32 protein-coding genes and 1 pseudogene are annotated in these 25548 nt (G+C 39.6%); 25 read left to right on the forward strand and 8 right to left on the reverse strand.

What is annotated here, in order from left to right:
- Position 1 precedes the first annotated feature (1 nt).
- From yqbG to MTN95_RS06190, 7 genes are read left to right on the forward strand one after another with little or no spacing between them, the layout of a single operon-like run.
- Positions 2 to 397: a protein YqbG gene (yqbG, locus tag MTN95_RS06160; protein ID WP_153912322.1), complete on the forward strand. Its 396-nt coding sequence runs from the start codon at positions 2 to 4 to the stop codon at positions 395 to 397.
- On the forward strand, positions 394 to 756 hold the full coding sequence (locus MTN95_RS06165; RefSeq protein ID WP_248337346.1) for a YqbH/XkdH family protein: 363 nt from the start codon (positions 394 to 396) through the stop codon (positions 754 to 756). Before yqbG ends, MTN95_RS06165 begins: the two co-directional genes overlap by 4 nt.
- Positions 753 to 1256, forward strand: coding sequence for an HK97 gp10 family phage protein (locus tag MTN95_RS06170; RefSeq protein ID WP_153940219.1), 504 nt, complete (start codon positions 753 to 755; stop codon positions 1254 to 1256). Before MTN95_RS06165 ends, MTN95_RS06170 begins: the two co-directional genes overlap by 4 nt.
- A 12-nt stretch (positions 1257 to 1268) precedes the next feature.
- Complete coding sequence (locus MTN95_RS06175; RefSeq protein WP_153940218.1) at positions 1269 to 1706, forward strand: phage tail terminator family protein; 438 nt, start codon at positions 1269 to 1271, stop codon at positions 1704 to 1706.
- On the forward strand, positions 1703 to 1894 hold the full coding sequence (locus MTN95_RS06180) for a YqzN/YkzM domain-containing protein (protein ID WP_153940217.1): 192 nt from the start codon (positions 1703 to 1705) through the stop codon (positions 1892 to 1894). Before MTN95_RS06175 ends, MTN95_RS06180 begins: the two co-directional genes overlap by 4 nt.
- A complete protein-coding gene (locus MTN95_RS06185; protein WP_248337348.1) occupies positions 1895 to 3295 on the forward strand; it encodes a phage tail sheath family protein in 1401 nt (466 codons plus the stop codon). It begins immediately after the preceding gene.
- A 2-nt stretch (positions 3296 to 3297) separates the two neighbouring features.
- Positions 3298 to 3741 carry a phage tail tube protein gene (locus MTN95_RS06190; protein ID WP_003229930.1) on the forward strand — a complete coding sequence of 148 codons (444 nt, stop codon included), beginning with the start codon at positions 3298 to 3300 and terminating at the stop codon, positions 3739 to 3741.
- Between the two features lie 200 nt (positions 3742 to 3941).
- Here the strand turns inward: MTN95_RS06190 and MTN95_RS06195 are convergent, their stop codons facing one another.
- Positions 3942 to 4148 carry a hypothetical protein gene (locus tag MTN95_RS06195; protein ID WP_248337350.1) on the reverse strand — a complete coding sequence of 69 codons (207 nt, stop codon included), beginning with the start codon at positions 4146 to 4148 and terminating at the stop codon, positions 3942 to 3944.
- 208 nt (positions 4149 to 4356) lie between these two features.
- Here MTN95_RS06195 and MTN95_RS06200 point away from each other — a divergent pair, with 208 nt between their 5' ends.
- From MTN95_RS06200 to cwlA, 17 genes are all read left to right on the forward strand, one after another.
- The gene (locus MTN95_RS06200; RefSeq protein WP_032725183.1) at positions 4357 to 4806 is read left to right on the forward strand and encodes a phage tail assembly chaperone; all 450 of its coding nucleotides are present in this window, start codon (positions 4357 to 4359) and stop codon (positions 4804 to 4806) included.
- A 41-nt stretch (positions 4807 to 4847) separates the two neighbouring features.
- Entirely contained in the window at positions 4848 to 4985 is a 138-nt protein-coding gene (locus MTN95_RS06205; protein ID WP_215797094.1) for a hypothetical protein, read from the forward strand.
- Positions 4986 to 4987: 2 nt separating this feature from the next.
- The gene (locus tag MTN95_RS06210; RefSeq protein WP_248337352.1) at positions 4988 to 9745 is read left to right on the forward strand and encodes a phage tail tape measure protein; all 4758 of its coding nucleotides are present in this window, start codon (positions 4988 to 4990) and stop codon (positions 9743 to 9745) included.
- Positions 9738 to 10397 (forward strand): LysM peptidoglycan-binding domain-containing protein, encoded by a 660-nt coding sequence (locus MTN95_RS06215; RefSeq protein ID WP_248337354.1) that lies wholly within the window; start codon positions 9738 to 9740, stop codon positions 10395 to 10397. The genes MTN95_RS06210 and MTN95_RS06215 overlap by 8 nt, the downstream gene beginning before the upstream one ends.
- A 12-nt stretch (positions 10398 to 10409) precedes the next feature.
- On the forward strand, positions 10410 to 11390 hold the full coding sequence (locus MTN95_RS06220) for an XkdQ/YqbQ family protein (RefSeq protein ID WP_248337356.1): 981 nt from the start codon (positions 10410 to 10412) through the stop codon (positions 11388 to 11390).
- Entirely contained in the window at positions 11387 to 11653 is a 267-nt protein-coding gene (locus tag MTN95_RS06225) for a DUF2577 family protein (RefSeq protein ID WP_248337358.1), read from the forward strand. Before MTN95_RS06220 ends, MTN95_RS06225 begins: the two co-directional genes overlap by 4 nt.
- A 93-nt stretch (positions 11654 to 11746) precedes the next feature.
- Entirely contained in the window at positions 11747 to 12445 is a 699-nt protein-coding gene (locus MTN95_RS06230) for an aspartate/glutamate racemase family protein (protein WP_248337360.1), read from the forward strand.
- A gap of 100 nt (positions 12446 to 12545) precedes the next feature.
- Complete coding sequence (locus MTN95_RS06235; RefSeq protein ID WP_248337362.1) at positions 12546 to 12971, forward strand: DUF2634 domain-containing protein; 426 nt, start codon at positions 12546 to 12548, stop codon at positions 12969 to 12971.
- Entirely contained in the window at positions 12964 to 14010 is a 1047-nt protein-coding gene (locus MTN95_RS06240; RefSeq protein WP_248337452.1) for a baseplate J/gp47 family protein, read from the forward strand. Before MTN95_RS06235 ends, MTN95_RS06240 begins: the two co-directional genes overlap by 8 nt.
- Entirely contained in the window at positions 13994 to 14572 is a 579-nt protein-coding gene (locus tag MTN95_RS06245) for a YmfQ family protein (RefSeq protein WP_248337364.1), read from the forward strand. Before MTN95_RS06240 ends, MTN95_RS06245 begins: the two co-directional genes overlap by 17 nt.
- A complete protein-coding gene (locus MTN95_RS06250) occupies positions 14569 to 14841 on the forward strand; it encodes a hypothetical protein (RefSeq protein WP_248337366.1) in 273 nt (90 codons plus the stop codon). Before MTN95_RS06245 ends, MTN95_RS06250 begins: the two co-directional genes overlap by 4 nt.
- Positions 14842 to 14843: 2 nt before the next feature.
- Positions 14844 to 15944 (forward strand): hypothetical protein, encoded by a 1101-nt coding sequence (locus MTN95_RS06255; protein ID WP_248337368.1) that lies wholly within the window; start codon positions 14844 to 14846, stop codon positions 15942 to 15944.
- Between the two features lie 11 nt (positions 15945 to 15955).
- Positions 15956 to 16285 (forward strand): XkdW family protein, encoded by a 330-nt coding sequence (locus MTN95_RS06260; protein ID WP_248337370.1) that lies wholly within the window; start codon positions 15956 to 15958, stop codon positions 16283 to 16285.
- Entirely contained in the window at positions 16282 to 16446 is a 165-nt protein-coding gene (locus MTN95_RS06265; protein ID WP_248337372.1) for an XkdX family protein, read from the forward strand. The genes MTN95_RS06260 and MTN95_RS06265 overlap by 4 nt, the downstream gene beginning before the upstream one ends.
- Positions 16447 to 16533: 87 nt before the next feature.
- Positions 16534 to 17427 carry a phage-like element PBSX protein XepA gene (gene xepA, locus MTN95_RS06270; RefSeq protein ID WP_248337374.1) on the forward strand — a complete coding sequence of 298 codons (894 nt, stop codon included), beginning with the start codon at positions 16534 to 16536 and terminating at the stop codon, positions 17425 to 17427.
- 45 nt (positions 17428 to 17472) lie between these two features.
- Positions 17473 to 17895: a phage holin family protein gene (locus tag MTN95_RS06275; protein WP_248337376.1), complete on the forward strand. Its 423-nt coding sequence runs from the start codon at positions 17473 to 17475 to the stop codon at positions 17893 to 17895.
- Between the two features lie 44 nt (positions 17896 to 17939).
- Positions 17940 to 18758 carry a peptidoglycan recognition protein family protein gene (cwlA, locus tag MTN95_RS06280; RefSeq protein ID WP_248337378.1) on the forward strand — a complete coding sequence of 273 codons (819 nt, stop codon included), beginning with the start codon at positions 17940 to 17942 and terminating at the stop codon, positions 18756 to 18758.
- A gap of 33 nt (positions 18759 to 18791) precedes the next feature.
- Here cwlA and MTN95_RS06285 read toward each other — a convergent pair whose 3' ends face one another.
- Complete coding sequence (locus tag MTN95_RS06285) at positions 18792 to 19121, reverse strand: hypothetical protein (protein ID WP_099566923.1); 330 nt, start codon at positions 19119 to 19121, stop codon at positions 18792 to 18794.
- Between the two features lie 3 nt (positions 19122 to 19124).
- Positions 19125 to 21008, reverse strand: a complete 1884-nt coding sequence (locus MTN95_RS06290) for a DEAD/DEAH box helicase (protein ID WP_248337380.1) — start codon at positions 21006 to 21008, stop codon at positions 19125 to 19127.
- A 136-nt stretch (positions 21009 to 21144) separates the two neighbouring features.
- On the opposite strand from MTN95_RS06290, the pseudogene MTN95_RS21640 reads away from it, so the two are divergent.
- A pseudogene (locus tag MTN95_RS21640) lies at positions 21145 to 21225 on the forward strand (peptidoglycan-binding domain-containing protein); the annotation flags it as partial.
- Between the two features lie 39 nt (positions 21226 to 21264).
- Here MTN95_RS21640 and MTN95_RS06300 read toward each other — a convergent pair.
- The 5 genes from MTN95_RS06300 to rapE form a co-directional block, all read right to left on the reverse strand.
- Positions 21265 to 21564: a contact-dependent growth inhibition system immunity protein gene (locus MTN95_RS06300; RefSeq protein WP_248337382.1), complete on the reverse strand. Its 300-nt coding sequence runs from the start codon at positions 21562 to 21564 to the stop codon at positions 21265 to 21267.
- Positions 21565 to 21574: 10 nt separating this feature from the next.
- Positions 21575 to 21865, reverse strand: a complete 291-nt coding sequence (locus MTN95_RS06305) for a contact-dependent growth inhibition system immunity protein (RefSeq protein WP_248337384.1) — start codon at positions 21863 to 21865, stop codon at positions 21575 to 21577.
- Between the two features lie 18 nt (positions 21866 to 21883).
- A complete protein-coding gene (locus MTN95_RS06310; protein ID WP_248337386.1) occupies positions 21884 to 23764 on the reverse strand; it encodes a ribonuclease YeeF family protein in 1881 nt (626 codons plus the stop codon).
- Between the two features lie 220 nt (positions 23765 to 23984).
- Positions 23985 to 24119 carry a phosphatase RapE inhibitor PhrE gene (gene phrE, locus MTN95_RS06315; RefSeq protein ID WP_014114495.1) on the reverse strand — a complete coding sequence of 45 codons (135 nt, stop codon included), beginning with the start codon at positions 24117 to 24119 and terminating at the stop codon, positions 23985 to 23987.
- Positions 24109 to 25236, reverse strand: coding sequence for a response regulator aspartate phosphatase RapE (gene rapE / locus MTN95_RS06320; RefSeq protein ID WP_069839531.1), 1128 nt, complete (start codon positions 25234 to 25236; stop codon positions 24109 to 24111). The genes phrE and rapE overlap by 11 nt, the downstream gene beginning before the upstream one ends.
- Positions 25237 to 25548 lie beyond the last annotated feature (312 nt).

The following is a 25548-nucleotide window of genomic DNA, read 5'->3' on the forward strand; positions in this document are numbered from 1 at the left end:
TATGCTGTTAATCACTCCCGAAGAATTAAAGAGTTATTCAGTTTTTGAGTCTGTAAAGACCAGACCTGACGAGTTGTTAAAACAGGATATACTTGAGGCAACTGCCGATATCATTCTTAAAGTTGGACATGATTTTTCAGATGCAGAGTATATTCCTTTGCCTGAAACGGTTCGACTGGCCCTATTAAAGTTGTCTCAGTTTTATGCTCTTATAAATGGCGACGAGTCAATTATTAAAGGATATACAACTGAAAAAATTGGTGACTATTCATATACTCTAGGGGATGGCAGTTCTCTTCAAAAACCTGATGTGTATGCATTAATAAAAGATTATGTGAAACCGGCTGACCCTGATTTAGAAGGGATTGAAGCGAAAGTGCGGATGAGATCAATATGAGTTATCAATCCTTATTGACTCACAGATGTGACATTTACCATCTGCAGGAGAAAAAAGAAAATAGACAGCAAAAATTCGGGGTGCCGGTTGAAGATGTTCAACCGGTTTTTTCGTACCCTGATGAGCCGGACATAGAAAATCAGCCGTGTTATTTTACAGAAAAGAGTCAGTCCATTATCCAACAAGAACCGAATGTAGCTATTTATCAATCATTCCTTGTGCATTTCCCTGCTATTACTGATATTCGAGTAAATGACAGGGCGGTTTGGGATGGTACTGCTTATAAATTACAGAAGCCCCGCAAAGTCAGGAATCATCATTGGGAAGTTACGGCAGTACGGGAGGTTGAATATTTGTGAAGATCAAAGGTCTTGATCAGTTCATTCAATCATTAAACCGTGCTTCTCGTGGAGAATTGAAAGGGAAATACGAGGAGTGGCTTGAAGCTATGGGTTTTGAGTTCCTAGACATTATCCAAGATGAAATTATCAGGACGAAGACGGTAGACACACGCCGCTTGCTTAACTCTTTTCAACGAGGTGACCAGGATAATATCTTTTCTATGACAAAAGGCAGCTTAAAGTTGGATGTTGGAACAAATCTGGAATACGCCTCATACGTCAATGACGGGCACTTTACTATCGATCCGTCTAAAAATCAGGATAGCCGGTGGGTTCCAGGACGATGGAAAGGAGATCGTTTCGAGTATGACCCTGCTGAAAGAAAAACCGGAATGTTGCTGAAGTTCCAATGGGTCGACGGGTCTATCTTTTGGGATAACGCCATCGCTATATTTCAGTTGATGTTTGAGAGAAGCCTTGAACGGAAGCTGCAACAATGGATTGACGAAGAATTTTAAGGCGGTGCTACCATGAATCAAGAAGTAGGTTCAATTATGGGCTATCTATACAAATTGTATCCTGTTCAAGTGTATGAAGAAGAAATACCGCAGGACTTTGCTGTTCCGTCTCTTTACTTTCCACCGGCTTCCACGGTCGATGGGACGGACACAGTATCTACGTTTCAGAAAGCCTATGTTTTAAACGTGAAACTCTTTCACGAGAACGCACAGAAAGCCCATAACGAAGCGGAAAGAATTGCGGATACACTTAGAAGCAATAGGGGCATAATTCCGCTCATGCAGGAATCTGGCGAGGATACGGGGGATTTTATTCGGCTATCTCGAATAGAAACACGGGTGTCAGACGATTACGCGACCATTGTCTTAAACTGGACGAGTCGCTATTGGTATGAGCGGGAGGAACAACGTTCAATTGATGGTTTTAAATTTAAAAGTGGGGTGAAATGATGGCCACTAAAAAAGAGAAAGCGGAAAATGCTTTTTATATTAGGGATTTGCGAGAGCACAGTCGAGAGCTCTTTGGGGTAAAACCCGAGGTATTTGACGGTGCTCTTTTTCATGTTCATAAAACGAGTATTACAAAAACGGAAGCGAAGAAGTTGATTACTCAGTTTCTTCAAAAGGAGGTCAAATAGATGAATGGCGGAACATTCACACCCGGCAAGGAAAAAGAGCGTGCCGGTATTTACTTTAACTTCAAAACGACCGCGGAGAACCGTGTTTCTGCCGGAGAACGTGGAACAGTTGCGCTGCCGATAGCATCCAGCTGGGGTGAGGTTAAGAAATTCATTTCTATCTCTTCCATCGAGGACTTGAATAAAAAAGTGGGGTTGAATATTGATGATCCATCGCTGTTGCTTTTACGTGAGGCAATGAAAAAGGCAAGTACAGTCTTGCTTTATCGTCTGACGGAAGGTCTTCGTGCTTCAGCAGACATTAGCGAAGGTGTAAAGGCTACTGCTCTTTATGGCGGTACTAAAGGAAATGACATCATTATCAGCATCACGGAGAACGTTATTGACTCTTCGAAAGTTGATGTCACTACCTACCTTGATCAGTCAGAAGTTGATAAACAAACGGTTTCTAAAGCTGAAGAGCTTAAACCAAATAACTATGTCACGTTTACGGGGAAAGGGGATTTAACAGTCACTATTCCGTTAACCGGTACGGCCCCTGAAGACGTCAGCGGTGCTCTTCCGGCAACTTCCGGAATCGGCTTGTCAGGTGGAACAGACAAAACACCGACCAATGCTGATTATACAGCTTTCTTGGAAGCGGCTGAAACGGAATACTTTGACACAATTGCACTACCTGTAGAGGATAACGAGCAATTAAAAGCAACGTTTGTTGCGTTTATCAAACGGCTGAGAGACAACCAAGGGCAAAAGGTTCAAGGTGTGCTTTCAAATTACAAGGGAGACCATGAGGGTATTATCAATGTAACTGGTGGCGTCCTACTTGAAGATGGAACGGAGATCACTCCTGAAAAAGCTACTGCTTGGGTTGCCGGCGCAAGTGCGGGGGCTACATTTAATCAATCACTTACATTTGTAGAATACGAGGGTGCTGTAGATGTCCTTAACCGAATTGACAACGACGAAATCGTTGAACGATTGTCAAATGGGGAATTCTTGTTTACTTATGATCCTCGTGATAAATCAGTATCGGTTGAAAAGGACATTAATTCACTCACAAGCCTAACAGCAGAGAAAAATAAGATGTTCCAGAAAAACAAAATTGTCCGTGTACTTGATACAATCAATAACGATCTAACATCTCAACTGAAAGCATTGATCAAGTCTCGCAAAGCAAGCGGCAGTGACGTTCCTGCTACAAATGACGGACTGCAGTTTGTAAAAACGCTGATTACTCAATACTTGAGTGTTCTTCAAGATAACGGGGGCATTACTGATTTTGATTCAGAGAATGACATTGCAATTGCTCTGAATAATGATCGTGACGGCTTCCTGATTGATCTTGCAGTTCAACCGGTGGATGCAGCTGAAAAATTCTACTTTAATGTTGAGGTGAAATAGGAATGGCATTAAAAGCGCAAAACACCATTTCAGGTAAAGAGGGCAGGCTGTTTCTTGATGGAGAAGAAATGGCCCATATCAAAACTTTTGAGGCCAATGTGGAGAAAAATAAATCCGAGGTCAATATCATGGGCCGTCGGATGACGGGGCACAAAACGACTGGAGCAAATGGAACGGGAACAGCCACTTTTTATAAAGTGACTTCTCAATTTGTTCTTATTATGATGGATTATGTGAAAAAGGGAAGCGATCCTTATTTCACGTTGCAAGCTGTACTGGATGACGCATCTTCCGGTCGAGGTACTGAACGAGTCACCTTGTACGACGTGAACTTTGATTCTGCGAAAATCGCTGGGCTTGATGTTGATTCTGAAGCATTAGAGGAAGAAGTACCGTTTACTTTTGAGGACTTTGATGTTCCTGAGCAATTAAAATCAACATTTTAAACATATCGAATCGTTACTTTTTTTATCAGTTTTCGGTTTACAACGTAACCATGGCCAATGTATACTGAATATATACTTTACGTGAGTAAACTATGTTATTACTAACGTAAAAAACATAGTGAGATTAACACCTTGGATTTTTGCATATAATATTATAAAGCCAGAGTGCTGCAACACTCTAGCTTTAAGAAGCTACCTGTTCAAATGTTTGTCGTATGAGTCTTCCGTTTGTATCTTTTATACGGAGGTCTCCTGCGTCGCTTCTGTTGACACAAACTTTCTCTTTTAGACACTGCAATGTCTTTATTAGAGCCGTTTGTGTCTTTCTTTTTTTTGAAATACTCTGCAGTGGTAAATGCTAAATCAGCAAGTGATACTACAGCTTGCAAAATTTCAAAAGGGTTCATTGTTTTTCACCTCCCTTCAGGAGGTAATTTACTTGAACTCATTATTTACCACCTTCCTTATGAATATAAAAAGGTAGCTTCAAGAATTTATTATACATGAATATTATGGTAAGCACATCCCCTAAATAAATTTTCAATTTGCTTTATTTGCACAGGAAACTGTGCTTTTTTTATTGCCAAAAACTCAAAATATAAGGAGCTAATAAACATGAGCGAAAAACAAAACGAAAAAGTATACGATCTTTCATTCTTTATGCCAGGACAAACAATTGAAGCGGAAGAAGTAAAAGTGCCGATTTCTAAACGATTTGTAGACAAAGAGGGCAACGTTGTTCCATTCATTTTCAAAGCAATTACGACTGAACGAATTGACGAACTTGAGAAAGAGAATACGACTTACAAGAATGTAAAAGGCCGCGGTCGTGTGAAGGACTTGGACAGCCAACGCTTTTATGCGCGTATTGCGGTTGAAACGACTGTTTACCCTAACTTTAAAGCTAAGGAACTACGTGAGGCTTACAAAACAGAAGATCCGGTGGAAGTTGCAAAACGTGTTCTTTCAGTCGGCGGTGAGTATGCGAACTGGCTAAACAAAGCAATTGAAATCAACGGTTTTGATGATGATCTCGAAGACCTTGAAGAAGCGGCAAAAAACTAGTAAAGGACGGGGACAAAGAGGCTGTATATCTTTATTACGCGATGCATGAGCTCAAATACGCCCCGTCAGAATTAAGAGAACTATATGAGGCTCCGAAAGCATTCAAGGCGCTCTTATATGGGTTAATCGGTTATAAGCTTGAGCTGTTAGAAAAAGAAGCGAAGAAGGGAGGTAATTAACTATGGCTAAACTAACAGCCACGTTTGAATTACATGATAAGATTTCCCGCAAGCTTCGAATGATACAAGGCAATGCTGAAAGACTTAAGAGGGCCGCTAATGGCCCTCTTATTTTTGAGGCTGAAGACCGGACTGAGAGAGTTATGCGGCGGATTGACCGATCGGCCAACCGTTTGACCGGACGGGCTCGATCGCTTGAAGTGGATTTAGATGATCGAGCTTCGAATGGCTTACATTCTATACGTCAGCAAGCAGAGGATCTTACCGAAGGCAGTCATGAGGTGACGGTTTCTGTAAATGATCAAGCTACACCACGTTTTCGTTTGATCCGTGGAGGTCTCACTGATTTGAATCGCACGCACGCTGAGCCAACTGTTTCAGTTCGTGATCATGCTTCAAACCAATTAGATGAGATCCGTCGTCATGTGTCCGATGTAGATAGCGAACATGCAGAGCCAACTGTTTCTATTAAGGATAGAGCTTCAGCGGCTCTAGATGCAATTGAAGCGAAAATAGACAGCTTAAAGGATGCTACCATTACTCTGGCAGTTGCAGGAGGTTTTTCTGCAGGTTCAATCATGGGTTCTGGTAAAAGTGCAATGTCTCAGGAAGCTTATGTGTCAGCAACTTCAAACGTTAATAAAAAAGATGTTGCAAGAATGACGGATCAGATCTATTTCAATAATAAAGCGGGCAGTTCTCGGGAAGAAGTCAGTTTATCTCTTAGAAACTTATCGCAACAGACAGGGGCGTCTAAAAAAGCTCTGGCTGAATTGGCTGAGTCGTCAAGTAAAATTGCCCAGCTCATGAATGCTGATCAGGCAGAGGTAGATCGTGCTTTCAGTTCAATGTATAACAACTTGAAATTGTCCGGGAAACAAAGCGGAGACTTAATTGCTTATGTATATCGGAATGCCGGTGACCAAGCTGACGATTTATTGGACACGATGAATGAATACAGTTCCACTTTTAAAGACCTGAAACTTACAGGCGCGCAAATTGCAAACGCCATGATAAAAGGAACAAAGGGTGGAGCCAGAAACTTCGATAACCTAGCCGATAGTATGCGTGAGTTTAACATCCGCCGAACCGAAATGTCTGATAGTCAAGTGGACGCATTTAAAACGCTGTTCGGAGCCAAGGAAACTAAGAAAATGTTCAAGGGCTTCAAAGATGGTTCAATAAGCGGTGAGGAAAGTTTATTTAGGGTGGCAAAAGCCCTTTCTAAAGTGAAAGATAAAACAAAGCGGGCTGCTATTGCGACTGAGCTTATTGGAACACAATATGAAGACCTTAAGCAACCGATTTTAGATATGGCTGAGGGTATTGGTACAAGTGCCAAAACAAGCGGTGAATTGGAACGCAGTTTTACGAAACTTCGGGATAATAACCCGATGACACCAGTTAATGATGCAATGAGAGATTTTGAAAGCATATCTAAGGATATGGGAACATCTCTGCTAACTGGATTAGGGCCAGCCTTTGATAAAATCAGCTCGTTCATTAACAGTAAAGAAGGTCAGGAAAAGCTTAAAGAGATCAAAAAAGATATTGCTGATCTTGGTAAGGAGATAGGTTATAAGTTAAACGTAGCCATTGAGTGGAGCGTCAACCATTGGGATGATTTAAAAACAGCGATTAAAGTTGTGATCCCTTCTTTAATTGGGTTGATTGGTTATTTGAAAATACTACGTCCGCTGTTAAAAGGCATAGGTACTGTCGGAAGTGATGCAGCAGGCGTAATCCGAAAGCTAATTCCCAAACGTACTCCTGAAGCTGGCGCTAATACGCGAAGTGAAAGGAGGAACAGAAACAGTAATCGTAATGCCAGCACAAGGAGCAGAGAATCCAAAACTGCCACAAGTCCAACGAGTTTACCTCGAAGCGGCAGCTTAACATGTTGCTGTTGTAGCGATGGAGGTAAAGATGATCGCATTCATAGAAGACGAGGGAAAAGAGTTTTAGGTCGACGCGGTAATCCAAACCGAATGAACCCTTCTGACAGTTCAATTGTTGTGTCATCTGAACGGTTGGAGAGAAGGCGTTCCGGTAGAGCTGTAGGTACTAATCCAACCAGAGGATCAACACCAGCAATAACCACTACGAGATCGGAGCTATACTCAGCTGGTAGAGCTGCAGGCGGTATATCGAAGTTCGGGAAAGTCTTAAGTCCTCTGAAAAGTGTTGGCAAGTTTGCAAAGGGAGTCCCTCTATTAGGAACAGCGTTAGCGGCAACCGATTTAATTGGGATGAATAAAGATAATGTTGGTGAAAAGATTGGATCAGCTGGCGGTGGTCTTGCTGGAGCGGCTACAGGAGCAGCTATTGGCAGTGTTATTCCAGGAGTGGGAACAGCTATTGGTGGATTAGTTGGTGGTATAGCAGGCACCATGGGCGGCTCAAGTTTAGGTAAGGCGTTTGATGGTTCAGAAGTAAAAAAGAAACTAGACAGTACATTATTTGATGAAAAATGGTGGTCTGAAAAATGGTCCGGTATTAAGAGTAATGCGAAGACTTCTCTCAATGGGTTAAGTGATACATGGTCTAATGTAAAAGAAAAGGTGAAGTCTACGATATTTAATAGTGAATGGTGGTCTGAGAAGTGGTCTGGCGTTAAAAGCTGGGCACAGGACAAATGGAATAGTGCATCATCTGTTTGGGAGTCCGTAAAGGGAAAAATAAAATCCACTTTATTCAGTGAGAAGTGGTGGTCAGGAAAATGGGAAGGCGTAAAAAGTTGGGCTCAAAGTAAATGGGACAGCGCGTCTTCTGTTTGGCAATCAGTTAAAGGAAAGCTGAAGTCCACTTTATTTAGCGAGAAATGGTGGTCAGGAAAATGGGAAAGTGTAAAGAGCTGGTCAAAAAATAAATGGGACAATGCTAAATCAATATGGAAAAGTGTTAAGAGTTCCATCTCAGAAACCCTTTTTAGTAAGAAGTGGTGGTCTGAAAAGTGGCAGAGTGTAAAGGAATTGGGAAGCAGTATTTTAGGCGGGGTAAAAGAAGTTGGTGGTAAAGTAGCTTCAAGTGCGAAAAAAACTGCTGGTAAAGCGTGGGGATATGTGAAGAGTGGCGTAAATTATTTATTTGGTTCGGGAAAAGAAAAGCCAAAGAAACATGCTACTGGTGGTTACATTACGAAGCCAACAATATCTTGGATTGGTGAAGCTGGTAAAGAATTCATTATCCCTGTTGAGAATAATAAAGGTCGCGGCAAAATGCTCCTTTCTCAAGCTGCTTCGAAATTAGGGATGAGTGTGGTTGATGATATAGCGTCTGCTTCATCTGCAGGAGGTGAACCAGAAACTTCTCCGCTAATCAGTAGAGCGGCGGTGACTGCTTCTGTATCTCCTATCATTGACACATCCAGTCTTGATGAACAAGCGACTTCATTTGGTCAACAGTTCACTAAAGGCTTTGATCAAGGAATTGGAGATCATGTTGTTTCTATGGACGCTTGGAAACAGAAAAACGTTGGCCAGCCAATGAACAATTTAATCTCTTATTCTCCGAATTATGGAAAGCAAGTGGTTAATGGCTATGCTAAAGGTCAGAACAGTACTTCAACTGGTACAGATGGCTTCTTGCAGACGAAGGTTAAAACACCATTCCAAAACACCGTAAATAAATCCTCTTCATGGGGAAGCGGAACGGTCAAAGGTTTTGCTTCCGGACAAAATAGTTCTCAAACTGGTACTGATCAATACGTCAGCACTCATATTAACAAGCCGTTTATCCGTTCTAAAGAATCATCAAACGGATGGGGAAGCGGTATGATCGGTAATTTTGTTTCAGGCATGACTTCTAAGGCAAGTGAAGTCCATGAGGCTGCCAAGGAACTGGCGAAAAAAGTTGAGAAGGCATTTCGTGAAGAGCTAGATATTCATTCACCTTCCCGTGTCATGATGAGTCTCGGTCGTTTTGCCTCTATTGGTATTGTAAAAGGTCTGGATTCTGTTGATGTGAAAAAGTTTGCTGAAAAACAAGCAGGTTCACTGGCTGCTGCTTATTCCGGAATGGGAGCAGTTAGCGGAAATGTGAAGCAATGGCTCATGGCTGCTATTATGGCTACAAAGACACCTATGAGCTGGCTCCCAGGGCTGATGACAATTGCTCAGCATGAGTCAGGCGGTAATCCGAAGGCAATCAACTTATGGGATAGTAATGCGAAAGCAGGACATCCATCTCAGGGGCTCATGCAGACAATCCCAAGTACCTTCAACGCACACAAACTGCCGGGCATGAATAATATTCTTAACCCGATACACAACGCTGCTGCTGCGATTGGCTATATCAAAAGCAGGTATGGATCTATTAATAATGTACCAGGCATTAGAAGCATGAGGCACGGAGGTCCATATGTTGGCTACGCTAACGGCGGACTTATTACCAAAGAGCAGATTGCACGTGTCGGTGAAGGAAACAAACGGGAATGGATCATTCCAGAGGAGCGAGGTATCCGTGGACGTTATCTGTTAGCACAAGCAGCTAAGGCACTCGGAATGGAAGTAACAGACCCATCTAAAAACGGGCAAACTGAATTATCTTCCGGTCAGGTAACAGCTGCCACAACGGGTCGTAATCAAACAACAGTTACAGCTGCAGGCGGCAAAGAGGTCATTATTCAGTTTAATGGCGATCAGCATTTTCACAATGACCAAGACATGAACAGTCTTGTAGCTAAGATTAAGCAGGCCCTTGTCGATGAGCTTGAACAGGATATCAACATTGGAACGAAGGGAGTCGTTGCTTTTGACTAAATCCATATATGAATTCTGGATTTCACAAGGGAAGGACAAGTTGCGGCTTCCTGTCCTTCCTGAACAAATTGATGTTTCAAACACAATTCAAAATGAATCAGTAAAAGTGGCTAGTTTTGGGGAGATCACTTTTATTGATAAACCGGGAGCGAAAGAAATTTCGTTCTCTTCTTTTTTTCCAAAGAAACACAGCCCGCTTGCTGAGTATAAGGGATTTCCTTCTCCTGAAAATGCTATTGCAAAGATCGAGAAATGGGTGAAATCTAAAAAGCCGGTTCAATTCTTAATTACTGGAACGAAAATTAATTTAACTTGCAGTATCGAGGTTTTTTCTTATAGCGAGGGCCAAAAAGATATAGGTGATCGTGATTATGAAATAAAGCTGAAGGAATACAAAACTGCTTCGCCGCGGAAGATCAAGCAGAAGAAAAAGACGAAGAAGAAACGGCCGTCTAAATCAGCTCCTAAAACATACACCGTTAAGAAAGGCGATACACTGTGGGACCTTGCCGGCAAATTTTATGGAGACAGCACAAAATGGCGCAAGATCTGGAACGTCAATAAAAAGGCTATGATCAAACGAAGCAAACGGAATATAAGACAGCCAGGACACTGGATCTTTCCTGGGCAAAAATTAAAGATACCGCAGTAAGCAGGTGATGACATGATAGAACTTTTCGTCATTAAAGAAACGGATTGGCTTGAGCTGGTGACAGAAAGTGTTTCTCTTGAGGGACAACGGTATCAGGCACCTCGATCAATCACAGCAAAGATCATAACGAAACAAGGAACCCATTCATATTACAGCGTATCAGAAGGGGATACGGTTCTGTTTAAGTGGAAGGGGAAAGAGCTGTTTCGAGGTATTGTGTTTTCTCGCAATCCGGAAGAACATGGGCTGACCTTTACGGCTTATGACATGCTGCAATATCTGGTTAAGAACAAAGATGTTTATGTGTTCTCCAATAAGCGTGCAGACGAGATTATTAAGCGCCTGGCAAGAGATTTTCAAATCCCAACGACATCCATTGCAAATACAGGTTACACCATTAAATCATTAGTGTTTAAAGATGATACGAGCCTTTATGACATGATTCTAAAAGCCTTGAAACAAACGAAAAGCCAAACCGGAAGGAATTATCAATTATATTCTGCGAAAGGAAAGCTCGGTCTACGAGCTTGGCCTGATCCGTCAGAAGTATGGGTACTGGAAACGGGTGTGAACATTACTGGTTATCAATACAGCACCTCCATTAATGACACAATCACAAGAGTAAAGCTACGGCGTCAGAAAGACAATAAAACATACACGGCCACCGCAAGCGACAGCGCAGGCATAAGCAAATACGGCGTCCTTCAGTATGTTGAAACAGTATCAGATAACATTAACCAGGCACAGCTTCAGCAACGTGCGAAAGTCAAACAGGCACAGAAAAAGGGTGTCAAAAAAGAACTCAAAAGTATTCAAGCGATCGGTATTCCGGATCTTCAGAGCGGATTGCCCGTCTATATCTCAATTCCGGAAGTCGGGGTTAAGAAAACATATTGGATCGATACAGACAAACACGAATTTAAAGGATCCACGCACACAATGACCATTGATGTGGTGGAGAAAAACTCTATTCCTGATGGTGTTTCCTCATGAGACTAAGTGAAGCGATCAAGCATTTGGCTGTCGGTGCCGTTAGTTCAGAGTCGCCGGTGGATATCCTGCCGGCTGAAGTGGTTTCCGTTTCTCCTGTTGAAATTAAACTCAATGAAAATGAAAAGCTAATTATTCCGTCTGATTTGATTATTATTCCTAAGCGGCTGCGCGCTGGAGGAGATGAAGAACTAAAGATGGGTGAGAATGTGATGGTTGTCTCCTTAAAAGGCGGACAATCATTTTTTATTCTCGATAAAATTTAATAATAGTAATCCTGAAAAAATAAATAATTGTAAAGACCTAATCTATGCTTTAGAATAACTATAATATTTTGAAAATTTTATCCGAGGTGGGTTATGAAAACTATTGGTCTTATTGGTGGAATGAGTTGGGAATCTTCAGCTGAGTATTATCGAATTATCAATGAAGAAATAAAAAAGAAGTTAGGAGGGCTTCACTCGGCAAAATGTCTTTTATACAGTGTTGATTTTAAGGGTATTGAACATTATCAATCTGTAGGGGCTTGGGATAAAGCAGGTGAAGCTTTAGGGGAAGTTGCAAGATCATTAGAAAAAGCGGGTGCGGATTTTATTGTAATATGTACAAACACTATGCATAAAGTTCTTGGATATATACAAGAAATGATTACTATACCTATTTTGCATATTGCCGACGCAACTGCAGAACAAATTATTAGACAAGACATTCGTTCAGTAGGATTGCTTGGTACTAAATATACGATGGAACAAGATTTTTATAAATCACGTATTGCGTCTCATGATATTAATGTCATTGTTCCTGATGATGATGAAAGAGAATTAATAAATAATATTATTTATCAAGAACTATGTCTAGGTGAAATTAAACAGTCTTCCAAAAACATTTATAAGAAGATCATAAATAATTTGGTAGATAGAGGAGCAGAAGGAATCATTCTTGGATGCACTGAAATTGGATTATTAGTAAAGGTAGAGGATTCAGAAGTGCCATTATTTGATACGACTTTAATCCATGCTCAAAAAGCAGTAAATAAATCCCTTTCGATTTCTTCTTAGAATGATTCCTTCTTATATTTTAAAACCGCTCTTTAGGAGCGGTTTTTATTATGATTCATTCAATCAATAAATGGAAGAACGTTATAGGAGTGATCTTATCATGCCCCTTTCGCCAGAAATTGAATTTGATGATATTGAAGATGACGGCGAAGTCATAGAGACCTCGCAAACCTACAAAATAGATTTTGAAAATGGCCGTATCACAAATGAAATCATCACAGGCCTTGAAGCGATCAAGCAGTTTGTATATTTATCCCTTCATACTGAGCGATACGCCTATTCTGTTTTCAGTCATGACATTGGAAATGAGCTTCAAGACGTCCTGGCAGATAATGAAACAACAGACGCATATAAGAAAATGGAGATTCCGCGGCTGATAGAGGAAGCACTGATCTATGACGATCGTGTTTCCTCCGTGTCAGATTTTGAAATAGAAAAACAAGGCGATTCGTTCCATGTTTCCTTTGCAGTCGAAACGTACGAGGGAACACTGGAGATCGAGGAGGTGCTTGGTGAGGATGTTTGAAGATCAAACCTTTGAAGAAATTATGGACCGTATGCTGAACAGCATTTCCGCGGACATCGATACAAGGGAAGGCAGCGTTATCTATAACGCCTTAGCTCCTGCAGCTGCAGAATTGGCCAAGTCTTATATTTGGCTCGATACTGTGCTGGAACTTGTCTTCTCAGACACAGCACAAGGTGAATTCTTAGATCGACGGGCTACGGAAGCCGGCATCGAGCGAACGGCTGCCACAAAAGCAGTCAGGGCGGCGGAGTTTTCTGAAGGTGTAACCATTCCGGTGGGTGCCCGCTTTTTTGTTGAAAACCTCTACTTTCAATACACAGCAGACGGGACGTTGGAATGCGAAACAGCCGGAGAAGCAGGGAACGCAAACATATCCGGCCAGAATCTATTGTCACTTGACACTATACCTGGACTTCAAAAGGCTATTGTGAAAGAAATCCTGATTCCAGGACGTGATGAAGAGGATGATGACAGTTTAAGGGCTAGATATTTTACCCGTGTTCGCCGAGAAGCTGTCAGTGCAAATAAAGAGCATTATAAACAATGGGCGGAAGAAGTTGACGGAGTCGGAAAGGCAAAAATCTTTCCGCTTTGGAACGGGGACGGCACAGTCAAAATTGTCGTGACCAATTCTAACTTGGAACCTGCTTCCGATATATTGATTTCTAATGTTAAAAACTATATTGATCCTGAACCAGGACAAGGCGAGGGACAGGCGCCAATTGGCGCCTTTGTCACAGTGGAGAGTGCGGTTTGGAAAGAGATTGAGATATCAGCTGAGGTGCTTCCCGAGGTCAACAGCTCTATTGATCAGGTGAAGAAAGAAATCGAATCAGGAGTTCTAAATCTCTTTAAAAAGATTGCCTTTGAAGATAACGTCATCCGTTTATCGCAAATTAATAATATCGTCTACAATTCACCTTCAGTAAGTGATTACGCAGATATTAAAATCAACGGCGTGGCCGAAAATTTGGTTCTGAGTGACGTCGAAATCCCTAAATTGGGGCAGGTGAACATTATTGAGCAAACTCGATGAAATGACTGCTTACCTGCCGCCGTTCCTTACCAAGCTAAAGGAAATGGCTGAAATTCTTAAAGGGGAATCTCCGGAATTTGAGAAGCAAAATAACAGCACCTTTGATCTAACAGATCAGCTGTTTGTTACTACGGCAACCTGGGGGCTTGAACGGTGGGAAAAGATTTTGAACGTACCGCGGGAATCAGGTGACACCGATGAGATCCGCCGATTGCGCCTAATCTCTAAAATGTCCAATATACCGCCGGCAACATATAAGGCTATTGAACAGGCATTGAACCGGTACTTAAAGAATCCGTCCGCTCAGGTCCGGCTGCTTCCCGGAGAGTACCGTTTTAACGTGGATATTGATATAGATGATATGCAGCACATGAGCGAGCTTATAGAAACTTTAGAGAATATGAAGCCGGCCCACTTAGCGTATACTCTGCGAGCTGCTGTGAATGAGCCACTCAAGATAAAAGATACTGTCATTTTGAATAACAGAAGGTATCGAAAAGCAAGTGAGCTAAAGGTAGGTTATTCCGTCACGCTCAATAATAACGAGGTGGTCCTTGTATGATTACACAGCTTTATAGAGAGCGAACAGCTGCAGATTTGAAAAATAGAATATCGAAAGTGCTGTTGAATGGAAATGAAACAAAAATTGTGGAACTCACCATTCAGGGTGCCGTTGTCACGGTGCTTACTCAACGAGAGGAAGATATAAAGCATATTAAGAGTGTGCAGATCCTTGATGAACAAAACAACGTAATTACGGAAAGAACAACAGATTTAGACGTCAGTAATAACAGAACGCTAGATTTTAGCATTACTTTTGAGGTGGTGTAACAATGGCTTATGATGCAAAAACGGATTGGCTCCCGGACGATCCGATTAATGAAGATGATGTGAACCGTTGGGAGAAAGGCATTCAAGATGCGCATAAAGATTTAGCTGTACATAAAAATGACATGAACAACCCTCACAATACAACAAAGGCGCAAATCGGGCTAGGGAACGTTGATAATGTACAGCAAGCTTCGAAAAAAGAATTTGAAGAGCATCATAATGATTTACAACGGCACATAACACTAGTAGAGCGGGAGAATTGGAATGCGAAAGAGTCAACTGCTGGAGCTCAGGAAAAAGCTGATAAGGCTTTATTGGATGCGAAACATTACGTGGATACCAACTACAAAAATAACAATCTGACGTTAATTACTGGAGACAATGCTATTCAAGATGCAAGAACAGGAGGGGAAGAATATCCTTTAGGATTGACATTAATGGACATTGGTCAAGGGAATACCACTGGCTACCCTTTAGGTTATGGCATAGTCAAAAATGAAAAATATAATAATTACCGATTTACACAATACTTTTATGGGACAGGAAATGAGTCTGGGACTTACTACGACAGTACAGGAGTTTGGATTAGACACTGGTGGAGTGGTTCAGGGTGGACCTCTTGGCAAAAGATATCAGGGTTCGCTCATGCCAATATTGGAACAACAGGTAAGCAACTTCTTATTAAAGGCGAAAAGCAAAAAATTCGTTTTAATCGAAAGATAAAAGACAGTCATAATGCCTTTGACACTAATAATTGCCGGTTTATCTGTCCAAACAGTGGAATGTTTCTAGTCAATGCCGGTGTATATATCGAAAACGTTCAGAGATATGCCAACTATGAATTAGAGATCTACTTAAACGGAACGATTTATAAGAACATAGCACATTATAGAAATAGTCCTGCTAGCCCGTCTGATACCACATATTTCAATGTAGGAGTATATGGAGCAGCCACTGTTCCAGCTGAGAAGGGGGACTATATAGAGATGTATCTTTATGTGGGTTATGACGGTAATACTTCACGGTATATCTCTGATAACTCAGGGTGGTATAACTACTTTGATATCACAGAAATCGGCGGTAGAAATTACCTGAGATTTTAGGAGGTGCTTCTATGATTTTGTATGATGCGATTATGTACAAGTACCCTAACGCAGTACCGAGAAAAGATTTTGAATTACGGAATGACGGGAACGGTTCATACATTGAGAAGTGGAATATCAGGGCGCCGTTACCGACTCAAGAAGAATTAGAGGACTGGTGGAAGGAGTCACAGAAAAAAACGTCTTATGAACCTCCCAATCAGATTGAGCTACTCGCGCAAGAGTTATCTCAGGAGAAGCTAGCTCGTAAACAGCTTGAAGAATTAAACCAAACTTTGGGAAGCGAGCTTTCAAAAATAAAGTTACAACTGCTTACTCTACAAGGAGGGAAAGATTCATGAATTATTGGGTGCTAGCTTTGCATTATGACTGGGCTTCTTCTGAAATGGTGAAAAAGGCAATCCATTATAAAGATTGCTCAACTGAGGATTTACAAAAAGGGGTAGAGAAAAAACTCATTACAGCTGAACAGTATAGAGAGATCACAGGAGAAGCCATTTAAGGCTTTTTTATTTTGCCTTAAAGGGGGTGGTTCCGTTGTAAACCCATGCTCACCACTAATGATCTACTATAGCAAGGAGGATCTTTAATGGCATCATATAGTTTTCAATTTCCAACAGATGCAACCGGTAAGCCGGGGGCAGCCAAGCCATACAGAGAAGGAAACAGAGATTTTGTTGTGCCGGTAGCTTCAATTTCCGGTAATGCAGAGCTGCTGACGAACGCAGTTTTAAAAGCCACTGAAGTATACACGCAATATGGTCAAGATCGATTAGGTCAGGTTTTAATTTCAAAAGTAAAAGGTCACGCTTATTCTGATCGTGAAGGTACCTTATTCATTGAAGAAAGTAACGATATGAATTCATGGACTACAGTCTCTTCGTTGGTTGTTAAAGCAAATACACTTGGCGAGACTGAATGGATTCATTTAACTAAACGCTATTTCCGTTTCAGATACGCAAATGGTAACCTACAGCAATCTGAATTTTTACTGTACCAGTCATTGGGCGCAGGTGAAGAGGATATAAACATTAACCACACTGTTCCTATTACAGCAGTTGCTCCGTTCTCTGTCCAGCTAGATAAAAGCAGCTTAACTGATGATGGTCGTTTAAAAGTTCAGACTGAAGGCTTGGATCTTAGCTTATTAGACACTCAAGCAAAAACAATGGATGTTGTTTTTCATGATAAAACAGAAACCATAGGTGAGGGTAACCCATTCACCGTTGGATCATTCAAAACGTTACTCATTGAGGTTTATGGGACGGCTGAGACAAGTGAATTGAAATTCTGGGGTAAATCATTATCGGGAACAAAAAGAGCCCTTAGAGGACAGAAAGTGGATGACGGAACGTTTGCCACTAGCACAAAAGGGAAATCAGAAGCTTGGTCTTTTAACATTACTGGTTTTAAAGAAATTGTTATGGAGCTCACAGCTTTAACAAATGGAAACTTTTCAGTTAGAGGGACGGCCGTCTCATAAGATCCGGCTGTCCTTTTTTATTTGCCTCGGAGGAGGTGATTAGAAATGGAGGAGACAAGTTTGTTTATCAATTTTGAAACATTAGATTTAGCAAGAGTATATTTATTTGGTGGGGTGAAGTATCTTGATTTACTTCTAGTTCTTAGCATAATTGACGTCTTAACAGGAGTAATTAAAGCATGGAAATTCAAAAAACTCCGGAGTCGGAGCGCATGGTTTGGATATGTCCGCAAGCTACTCAATTTCTTTGCAGTCATTTTAGCAAACGTTATTGATACAGTCCTCAATTTGAACGGTGTCCTAACCTTTGGCACCGTTCTTTTTTATATCGCTAATGAAGGCTTGTCAATAACTGAAAACTTAGCACAGATCGGTGTTAAAATCCCTTCAACGATAACAGATCGATTACAAACAATTGAGAACGAAAAAGAACAGAGTAAGAATAAAGCAGACAAAGCTGCTGGCTAAGCCAGTGGCTTTTTTTATTACACAGACAGAGGGAGAGAGGATATATGGCCATTAAAGTTGTTAAAAATCTAGTCTCTAAATCAAAATATGGATTGAAATGTCCTAATCCAATGAAAGCTGAATACATCACTATTCACAACACTGCGAATGATGCTTCAGCAGCCAATGAAATTTCCTACATGAAAAATAACTCTAGCTCAACGAGTTTTCACTTTGCGGTAGACGATAAACAAGTTATTCAAGGAATTCCAACTAATCGAAATGCATGGCACACAGGAGATGGAACAAACGGTACAGGGAATCGTAAGTCGATTGGTGTCGAAATTTGTTATAGCAAGTCAGGAGGGGCACGATATAAGGCAGCGGAAAAGCTCGCTATTAAGTTTGTGGCGCAGCTGCTGAAAGAACGCGGATGGAGTGTTGATCGTGTCCGTAAGCACCAAGACTGGAACGGCAAGTATTGCCCGCACCGTATTTTGTCAGAGGGAAGATGGATTCAAGTTAAGACTGCAATTGAAGAAGAATTGAAAAAGTTGGGCGGAAAAACCAACTCAAGCAAAGCAAGTGTAGCTAAAAAGAAAACAACAAACTCCAGCAGCAAAAAAACATCATATGCGCTGCCTTCCGGTATTTTTAAAGTGAAGAGCCCAATGATGAAAGGCTCGTCTGTCACACAGATTCAAAAAGCGCTGGTGGCTCTTTATTTCTATCCGGATAAAGGAGCTAAGGATAACGGAATTGACGGTGTGTATGGACCGAAAACTGCAGATGCAGTTAGACGATTCCAGTCTATGTACGGGCTGACTCCAGATGGCATTTATGGACCTAAGACTAAAGAGAGAATTGAAGCGTTATTGAAATAAAAAAGGCCCTTCTCTAGAGGAAGGGCAAATGTTTTAGGCTGAAGTAATCTTGTTTGAAGTGGTTAGTTTTTTTATTTTAGTTAAAATCGTTTCAATCTCCTTTTGTCTATCGTAAATTGTACTTTGAGAATCTCCCTCTATTATTGAGGCGTGTTGAAGATATTCATTATCATCGAATAGATAAATTGCCTTGACAATATCTCCATTTTCTGTGAAAAATAGTTCAACTTCTAAATGATCGTTTATTTGCTTAAAGCTTACTTGTTCGTAATCAGGGTCTTTGGCATTGACTAAAAGGTCTGACGGCCAAACCGGATTTAGGTGCATTGCTTTCCATAACTGGTTTCTTAACTCATTTAACAATTTTCAACTCTCCTTCTTTAACGTTCCTCTTATTAACATCCTTAAATATTCGATTTGAGCATCCAATTCTTTGTTTGCATTTAAATAGTCATCTACCACCCAATTTTTTCTTTCACCATATTTGTTTTTAAAGAAGCTGTTTAAATATGCTGCTATTATTGCAGTATTATCAGGTTTTTGCAACGTCCATTGATGTACACGCTGTAGGGGAAGGTTTTTAAATTCAACACCTTCTTTAGTAAGATCGAACTCAAGTATTAATTGTGCAGGTATTTCATATTGAACTTTCTCATTAAATCCTTCTCGTAATACATTTCGGTATTTCTTAGGATTTTTAAGGAGAGGATTAAACTCTGGTTCAGCTTTTTCTTTTCGAGCTAAATTTGACAATTCTTTTTCAGTTTTATCTGGAAATATACTTTTGAGTTTTTCAACAGTTTCCTCAATTTCTTTTTCGTATGCCTCGTATGCTTCAGCTGCACTTGTGAACTCGTAATATTCTTCTTCTGTATCAATTTCTCCATCAAAAATAACTTGACCTAAATCTGGTTCTTCTTTTTTGAAGGAGTTAATTAATTTTGATTCTTTTTTTTCGTTCTTTATTACAGCTTCTAATACTTCACAAAATCTTTTTTCTTGCATATATTCTTTCCAAAGGGGATCTAATCCCAGGTCCCTATGTGCAACAACTGTACCAATATTATCAATTGGATTTGCTGTTGCTTGATCAGGGATTCTTCGTAAAATACGACCAATAAATTGTGAATATGGAGCTAAGCTTCTATAAGGTCTAAAAATAGCTGCAACCGAAAGATAAGGATGATCATATCCTTCCCCTAACATAGCAACATGTATTACTACATCTGTTTGATGACTTTCTATTTTCCGTAATGCTTCTATTTTCTCATTTTTAGGAAGTTTGCTATGAACAATTACAACTCTTAAATTTGATTCCTCATACAGTAACTTTACTTTTTCTGCATGTTTAATACTACAACAAACAGCAATTATTTTATGAGGCACATCACTAACTGATAATCGTTCATTAAGTTGTTCAATACTTGCATTTACGATTTGTTGATTGCATTCTTTTGACATAGCAACACTTTTTGATATGTAGTCTTTTTCTTTTATATTTAAAAGTTCAAACTCTTTGAGTGTGTATTTTTTTGATTCGTCTCCGTCTAATGTTAAGTAAACCTTTTCAGGTTTTAACACAAAATTTTTAAGGGTTTTAACTATCCCTTCCTTCATAGCTTTTCCTAACCGGTAATTCATTATTACTTGTCCTTCAATTTGCTTCCTGTCAGTTCTAAAGGGTGTACCTGTAACTTTTAAAACTTTTGTGTCTTTAAAGTATTCTAAAGCTTTTGACCAAGTTTCCGCCGGTGAATGATGTGCTTCATCAATAATTATCATGTCAAAAAAGTCACTTTCGACTTTTTTTAATAATGAATTTCGATTTTGGGTGCTTAGCTTATGAATATTAAGAATGACTATATTACTTTCTTCCAGTTCCTCCATAAACGTTTCTTTATCATATTCAACAACTTTTGGAAGATCACTATAATCTTCAAAGACTCCATGCTTTAGCCAAAAATTATCCGGAGACGAAGGGTCTAATGAATCTAAGACATGATCTTTAATAACTAATTGAGGGGTTATAATTAGCACTCTTCCTCTTGAGATACCATATGGGGCTAGGCCCATAACACCAGTTTTACCAGCTCCAGTGGGTAAAATTGCAACAGCATGATTTTTTGATTTATCCAATAAGAAATGATTGCAAATTTTAATATAGGCATCCTTCTGTGCTCTTCGTAATCCTTTGTTATCTAAGATACTTGGCTGAGCAGTTTTAAAGTAATTTTCTTTGTATTCATTCATTTATGATCTCCCTCTATTAAATCAAGATATTTACATCTATAATAACTGAAATAATTTTTATTTAGTGAATTTCGACAAAAATAGACTAGATTCGCATTTGAAATTTCACAATTTCTCTCGTATCTTAAATAAGTAGTTTCAGTTAATGCATGGGCATTCAGCCGATGGCATTTATGGACCTAATACTAAAGCGAAACTTGAAGAGTTCTTGAAATAATAAAAGAAGCCCTTCTTAAAAGAGGGGCTCCTTTTCTAACTATATTGTTTTAAGGTGTTCTTTAATTTGTTTAATGACTTGCTTAAGCCATTCTAATGGAGTTATATCATCTTCAGGAAAGTATATACCATCAGCTGCTTCTTCTATAAATTCATTCTTGTCTTCTTCTGAATAATCATTATTTACAAACTCAGTTAGTGCTATTAAATCTCTTTCTTTTAGTTTTTGTGATGCTTCATTTAAATATTCATCAAGGGCCTTTTCCGGAGACTCTATATCTTGGTGGAAATGTCCACCGAGAAATCTAAATACAGGATCACAAACTTTAATTTCAATCATTGCTTATATACTAAATAGCCTCTTTTATTTCTGTAATTACTTTTTTCAACCATTGTAAAGGAGTTAAATCGATTGCCGGAAAATAAATCTCTGTATTTGATTTTATAAAACTTTCTTTCTCTTGATCAGATATGTTTTCATTTAAAAACTCTTCACAAAATTTTATTGTGAAAACTAAGCATTCTTTACTTGATTCAGCTATAAATTCTTTCAGAGCATGTTCTGGTGAACCCATGTCCTGGTGAAATGTTCCTTCTAAAAAATCACTTAATTCTTCCAGAGTATCATAATTCTCGTACATTGTTATTCAGAACTCCTTTTATATTGTAGGATAGCCAGTTAAAATAAACTCCCCATTTTTACTCTTTTTCAATACTATTGTGGCGTTGGTAGCATCCTTAGCAACATTTGAACCTTTTTCTACCCTTCTGCCGAGAACTTCTCCATCACCTTTGTATCTTAAAGGAAGAGTAGGTCTACTGTTAGGATTAGAGAGCCATTTTTTTATTTTACTAATGTTTTTTGGATCACTTAGAACTGAACTGGCGACTTTTTCTGCAGTAGCTCTATCTTTAAATGAAGAAGACCCAGAGATTTTTGTATCTTTTATTAAACGTTGAAATAATTCGCCATCAGTCTTCCCAACATGTCTTTCTATAAGATGCCCGCCTTTTGCCTCATGAGCAGCTAATCCTCCACCAGGTGCGAGAGGGGTACTATCACCTTGTTTGACATTACCTATACCCATGTTGTTAGACGTCTCAGATTTTCTAAGTACACTCTCTTTTTTATCTTCAATAATACTTTTTAGTAGAGGAGTGTTTTTTGCGTTATACGTATTATCGATGTCTTGGGCAATCCCGACAAGTGCAAGATCATTCTTATTTCTAACAATAGAATTAATGTAAGCTTTGCCTTTGTTTATCCCTTTATTGACATGAGCAGCAGCTGTTCCACCTTCAACCACTTTACCTACTTTAGAAAGCTTGGTAGTGGTTTGCACTGCGGCACCCGCACCTTTTGGACCAATGATATTTCCTATCGCATAACTGATATAATGCCCTTTTTCGTATGCATCGCCATTTACCATTTTATCATTCCATGAGTCGACTAGGTTTGTCCAGATGATTTTTGAATAAGAGGGGACGCTTAATACTGTTGTTATTGCTTTTGTAAGTTTTAATTCGGTAGGAAGCTGTGAATATTCCCAAGCGCCCACAAACAAGTCTTTGACGCCATATATCGTATCGTCAATCGCATCGTTAAGTCCATCATTAACTCCATCGATGAAATCAATTGCTGCCTTACCGGCATTGATCACACTTTCACCAACTTCTTCGAGCTGTTTTGCTTGTTCAAGCTGCACCACATATTGTAACTGTGCAGGCTCAAGGTTCTCATACCCGATCTTCTTGGCAATTTCTAAGTATTCATCCGGGTCAGTCACTCCGTCAGCTAGCTTTTTCTTTAAATCTTTAATTTCTCGTTCTTTTTCTTCTTTCTTTTTAATCGTCAAATAAGCTTCCGTTCGCTTTTCAATATCGCCTTTTTTCTTATGTATATCACTCTCACGGTACGCCTTGGCGTTGTAGTGAATGGGTGTAGCGTTTTTTCCTTTGCCCGTTGCTTCTTGGAGCTTTTGGAAATCTGACTTGATGAATTGTTCATTTGGTTCTGACAAAGCATATTCTGTCAGTAAATCTTCGTCAAGGTCACCTAGTTTTTCAATTGTTTTTTTGCGTTTATCATTGGCATCTGCAAGCTCATCTTTGAAGGTTTCTGTTGAAAACAAGTCGAGCGGGAGGATGTCGTCAATGTCGTTTAGGATATCTTTCATGGCTTTTTTCTGCTCAGACATGATGGACTTTGATTTTTTATGGGCGTTAGCTAGTTCATGTTCTAGAAAAGATTCTTCAATATAAGCATCAGAGAGACCTTTGTCCTCGACAGCTCCAGCAATGCTGTTAAAAAATGCGATTTTCATGTCAATGTAGTCGATCCATTGATCAGTGACACCAACATGATCGTGATAGAATGCTTTAATGTTATTAGCGCCTTTACCTGAGAATTCGCTGTCGTCAAGTTCAGCGACGCTTTGTAAAGCTTTTCTCAAGTTGACCATTTGCGTCCTTAGTTCTTTATATTCTTTGGCGCGGTCTGTAGCTTCGGACATAAGTGTTTTAGCTTCAAAGACTTTCATATTCATACCCTCTCATTTAATCATATAACAAAATATTACCATGGAAGAATGATGAAACTAACTGTTATGTGGATCAAATGGTGGAAATGAATCATTTGATCTGTGTCTTTTGACCTGTTTGGGGGGTGTAATAGTTGGTCGAGAGGTTCTTGATGTCTAAAATAAGAAAAAGCCGTTATGAAACGGCTAAAGGGAATCAGAACTAATGTTGTTTATCGAATCAAACAAGGAATTCATGAGTAGGTGCTAGAGTTACATTCCGGGATGCTTCCTTCATTTCGCCATTAGACATAGATCCAAAAAAGGCAAGTCCAATTAAAACGGCGGATAAACTGATAAACAATTTAGATTTCATACATGCATTCCCCTTTCGATATTTGCTTTTGAGCATATACCATCTTCTTGAAACAGATGATACTATCCTCTATTTTTCCATTATAATCGAAAAGGTTGCCTCCTAACAATGCCAGATCTTCCAGATAAGGGTATCCTTTGCCATTCTCTAAACGAGAAAAAATGTTGAGGAGTTTAGGTGTATCGCCATTTCTTATATAAAGAACGTCTAATGCTTCAAATAAGTTCATAAAAAGTTCGTCTTTAAAATCTACAGCACTTCTTATTCCTTTGCGGAAGCAATCCATTGCTTGTTCTTTTTTGCCTTGTTTAAAATAAATCAACGCTAAGTCATGATAAGCTTGCGGAAGTACGTCAGAGTTTATTTTTCTGTATTGAACCAAGGCTTGTTCGATGTAACGTGCAGCCTTATTTAAGTTGTCCATTTTGTGATAGCAGTTACCGAGATTGAAAAATGCGGTGGCATAGATGTGAGTATTTTTACTTTTAAGCAACTCGGCACCTTTTAAAGCTTCTTGAAGGTGGGGGAGAGCCTTTTCATGATTTTCAAGGTCATCATAGTTACCGGCAATGACAAAATGGCACTGTATACGCCGAACAGAATAAAGTTCATGTTTTTTATAGATATTGTATGAAAGCTCGGCGTAGTGCATTGAGATATGAGTCATTTTCATATGATAATAGACTTCGGATAACTTAAAATAAAACTCAGCTTTTTCAATCTTGTCGGAAATCGTTGGAATTTTGCGTTCAGCTTTTTTGTAATATGTAATGGCCTTTGTGTATTCACCGTTTCTAAACTCATACATCCCGCGGAAGAAGTTATAATAATATGCCCGCATATTGTCTAGTTTTTTCTTATGTCCTTCGATTTTCTTCAAATATTCTGAAAGTTCCATTCGGTTTTCATCAGAAGGTAGCGTGTATTCCAACATGATCTTATGGCGAAAGGCCATTAGTTGATAATAAATAAGCAAGTCTTGATCTTCTTCCATAACCTCTATATCACGTTCGATTTCAGCTTTTAACATTTCAGCATCAGTTACGTTGAATTTTTGAATATGCCTATGCCATTCATTAATTTTCATTCCCACTTCAGCTGATGTGATTGATATCAAGATATTCACCCTTCCCTTAACTCTGCTAGTAATGTAAATATTAACAAGTTTTCATTCGGAGAAAAAGGCAATAGGGCACCGCAATTTAAATTTTCGGTGAGACCGCAATAACTTTTTGCCTGATCTAATCAAAATAGTCTATGCAGATTATTTTAGGGATTTTACAAACCTGAATTTAGACAAACACAAATATGATACGTGGGGCCTATCGTGTTACTAATATCGTTGTTTGAATTAGGAAATATAGGTGAAGATAAGTAAAGAATTACAAACCTCGTTTGTAGCGCTATCGAAGAGATAAATCTAAAGAGC

Origin of the sequence: Bacillus sp. 2CMS4F (assembly GCF_023161785.1) — a bacterium.
Lineage (GTDB): Bacteria > Bacillota > Bacilli > Bacillales > Bacillaceae > Bacillus > Bacillus halotolerans.

What these genes read in the sequence shown, in the direction of transcription:
- MTN95_RS06165 (WP_248337346.1), top strand. Translation starts at nt 394, where the DNA reads ATGAGTTATCAATCCTTATTGACTCACAGATGTGACATTTACCATCTG.
- MTN95_RS06265 (WP_248337372.1), top strand. Translation starts at nt 16,282, where the DNA reads ATGAATTATTGGGTGCTAGCTTTGCATTATGACTGGGCTTCTTCTGAA.
- MTN95_RS06255 (WP_248337368.1), top strand. Translation starts at nt 14,844, where the DNA reads ATGGCTTATGATGCAAAAACGGATTGGCTCCCGGACGATCCGATTAAT.
- MTN95_RS06230 (WP_248337360.1), top strand. Translation starts at nt 11,747, where the DNA reads ATGAAAACTATTGGTCTTATTGGTGGAATGAGTTGGGAATCTTCAGCT.
- MTN95_RS06300 (WP_248337382.1), bottom strand. Translation starts at nt 21,564, where the DNA reads ATGATTGAAATTAAAGTTTGTGATCCTGTATTTAGATTTCTCGGTGGA.
- MTN95_RS06225 (WP_248337358.1), top strand. Translation starts at nt 11,387, where the DNA reads ATGAGACTAAGTGAAGCGATCAAGCATTTGGCTGTCGGTGCCGTTAGT.
- MTN95_RS06180 (WP_153940217.1), top strand. Translation starts at nt 1,703, where the DNA reads ATGATGGCCACTAAAAAAGAGAAAGCGGAAAATGCTTTTTATATTAGG.
- MTN95_RS06220 (WP_248337356.1), top strand. Translation starts at nt 10,410, where the DNA reads ATGATAGAACTTTTCGTCATTAAAGAAACGGATTGGCTTGAGCTGGTG.
- phrE (WP_014114495.1), bottom strand. Translation starts at nt 24,119, where the DNA reads ATGAAATCTAAATTGTTTATCAGTTTATCCGCCGTTTTAATTGGACTT.
- yqbG (WP_153912322.1), top strand. Translation starts at nt 2, where the DNA reads ATGCTGTTAATCACTCCCGAAGAATTAAAGAGTTATTCAGTTTTTGAG.
- MTN95_RS06260 (WP_248337370.1), top strand. Translation starts at nt 15,956, where the DNA reads ATGATTTTGTATGATGCGATTATGTACAAGTACCCTAACGCAGTACCG.
- MTN95_RS06235 (WP_248337362.1), top strand. Translation starts at nt 12,546, where the DNA reads ATGCCCCTTTCGCCAGAAATTGAATTTGATGATATTGAAGATGACGGC.
- MTN95_RS06185 (WP_248337348.1), top strand. Translation starts at nt 1,895, where the DNA reads ATGAATGGCGGAACATTCACACCCGGCAAGGAAAAAGAGCGTGCCGGT.
- MTN95_RS06250 (WP_248337366.1), top strand. Translation starts at nt 14,569, where the DNA reads ATGATTACACAGCTTTATAGAGAGCGAACAGCTGCAGATTTGAAAAAT.
- MTN95_RS06205 (WP_215797094.1), top strand. Translation starts at nt 4,848, where the DNA reads ATGCATGAGCTCAAATACGCCCCGTCAGAATTAAGAGAACTATATGAG.
- MTN95_RS06310 (WP_248337386.1), bottom strand. Translation starts at nt 23,764, where the DNA reads ATGAAAGTCTTTGAAGCTAAAACACTTATGTCCGAAGCTACAGACCGC.
- MTN95_RS06175 (WP_153940218.1), top strand. Translation starts at nt 1,269, where the DNA reads ATGAATCAAGAAGTAGGTTCAATTATGGGCTATCTATACAAATTGTAT.
- MTN95_RS06240 (WP_248337452.1), top strand. Translation starts at nt 12,964, where the DNA reads ATGTTTGAAGATCAAACCTTTGAAGAAATTATGGACCGTATGCTGAAC.
- MTN95_RS06275 (WP_248337376.1), top strand. Translation starts at nt 17,473, where the DNA reads ATGGAGGAGACAAGTTTGTTTATCAATTTTGAAACATTAGATTTAGCA.
- MTN95_RS06305 (WP_248337384.1), bottom strand. Translation starts at nt 21,865, where the DNA reads ATGTACGAGAATTATGATACTCTGGAAGAATTAAGTGATTTTTTAGAA.
- MTN95_RS06210 (WP_248337352.1), top strand. Translation starts at nt 4,988, where the DNA reads ATGGCTAAACTAACAGCCACGTTTGAATTACATGATAAGATTTCCCGC.
- xepA (WP_248337374.1), top strand. Translation starts at nt 16,534, where the DNA reads ATGGCATCATATAGTTTTCAATTTCCAACAGATGCAACCGGTAAGCCG.
- MTN95_RS06190 (WP_003229930.1), top strand. Translation starts at nt 3,298, where the DNA reads ATGGCATTAAAAGCGCAAAACACCATTTCAGGTAAAGAGGGCAGGCTG.
- MTN95_RS06195 (WP_248337350.1), bottom strand. Translation starts at nt 4,148, where the DNA reads ATGAACCCTTTTGAAATTTTGCAAGCTGTAGTATCACTTGCTGATTTA.
- MTN95_RS06290 (WP_248337380.1), bottom strand. Translation starts at nt 21,008, where the DNA reads ATGAATGAATACAAAGAAAATTACTTTAAAACTGCTCAGCCAAGTATC.
- MTN95_RS06200 (WP_032725183.1), top strand. Translation starts at nt 4,357, where the DNA reads ATGAGCGAAAAACAAAACGAAAAAGTATACGATCTTTCATTCTTTATG.
- cwlA (WP_248337378.1), top strand. Translation starts at nt 17,940, where the DNA reads ATGGCCATTAAAGTTGTTAAAAATCTAGTCTCTAAATCAAAATATGGA.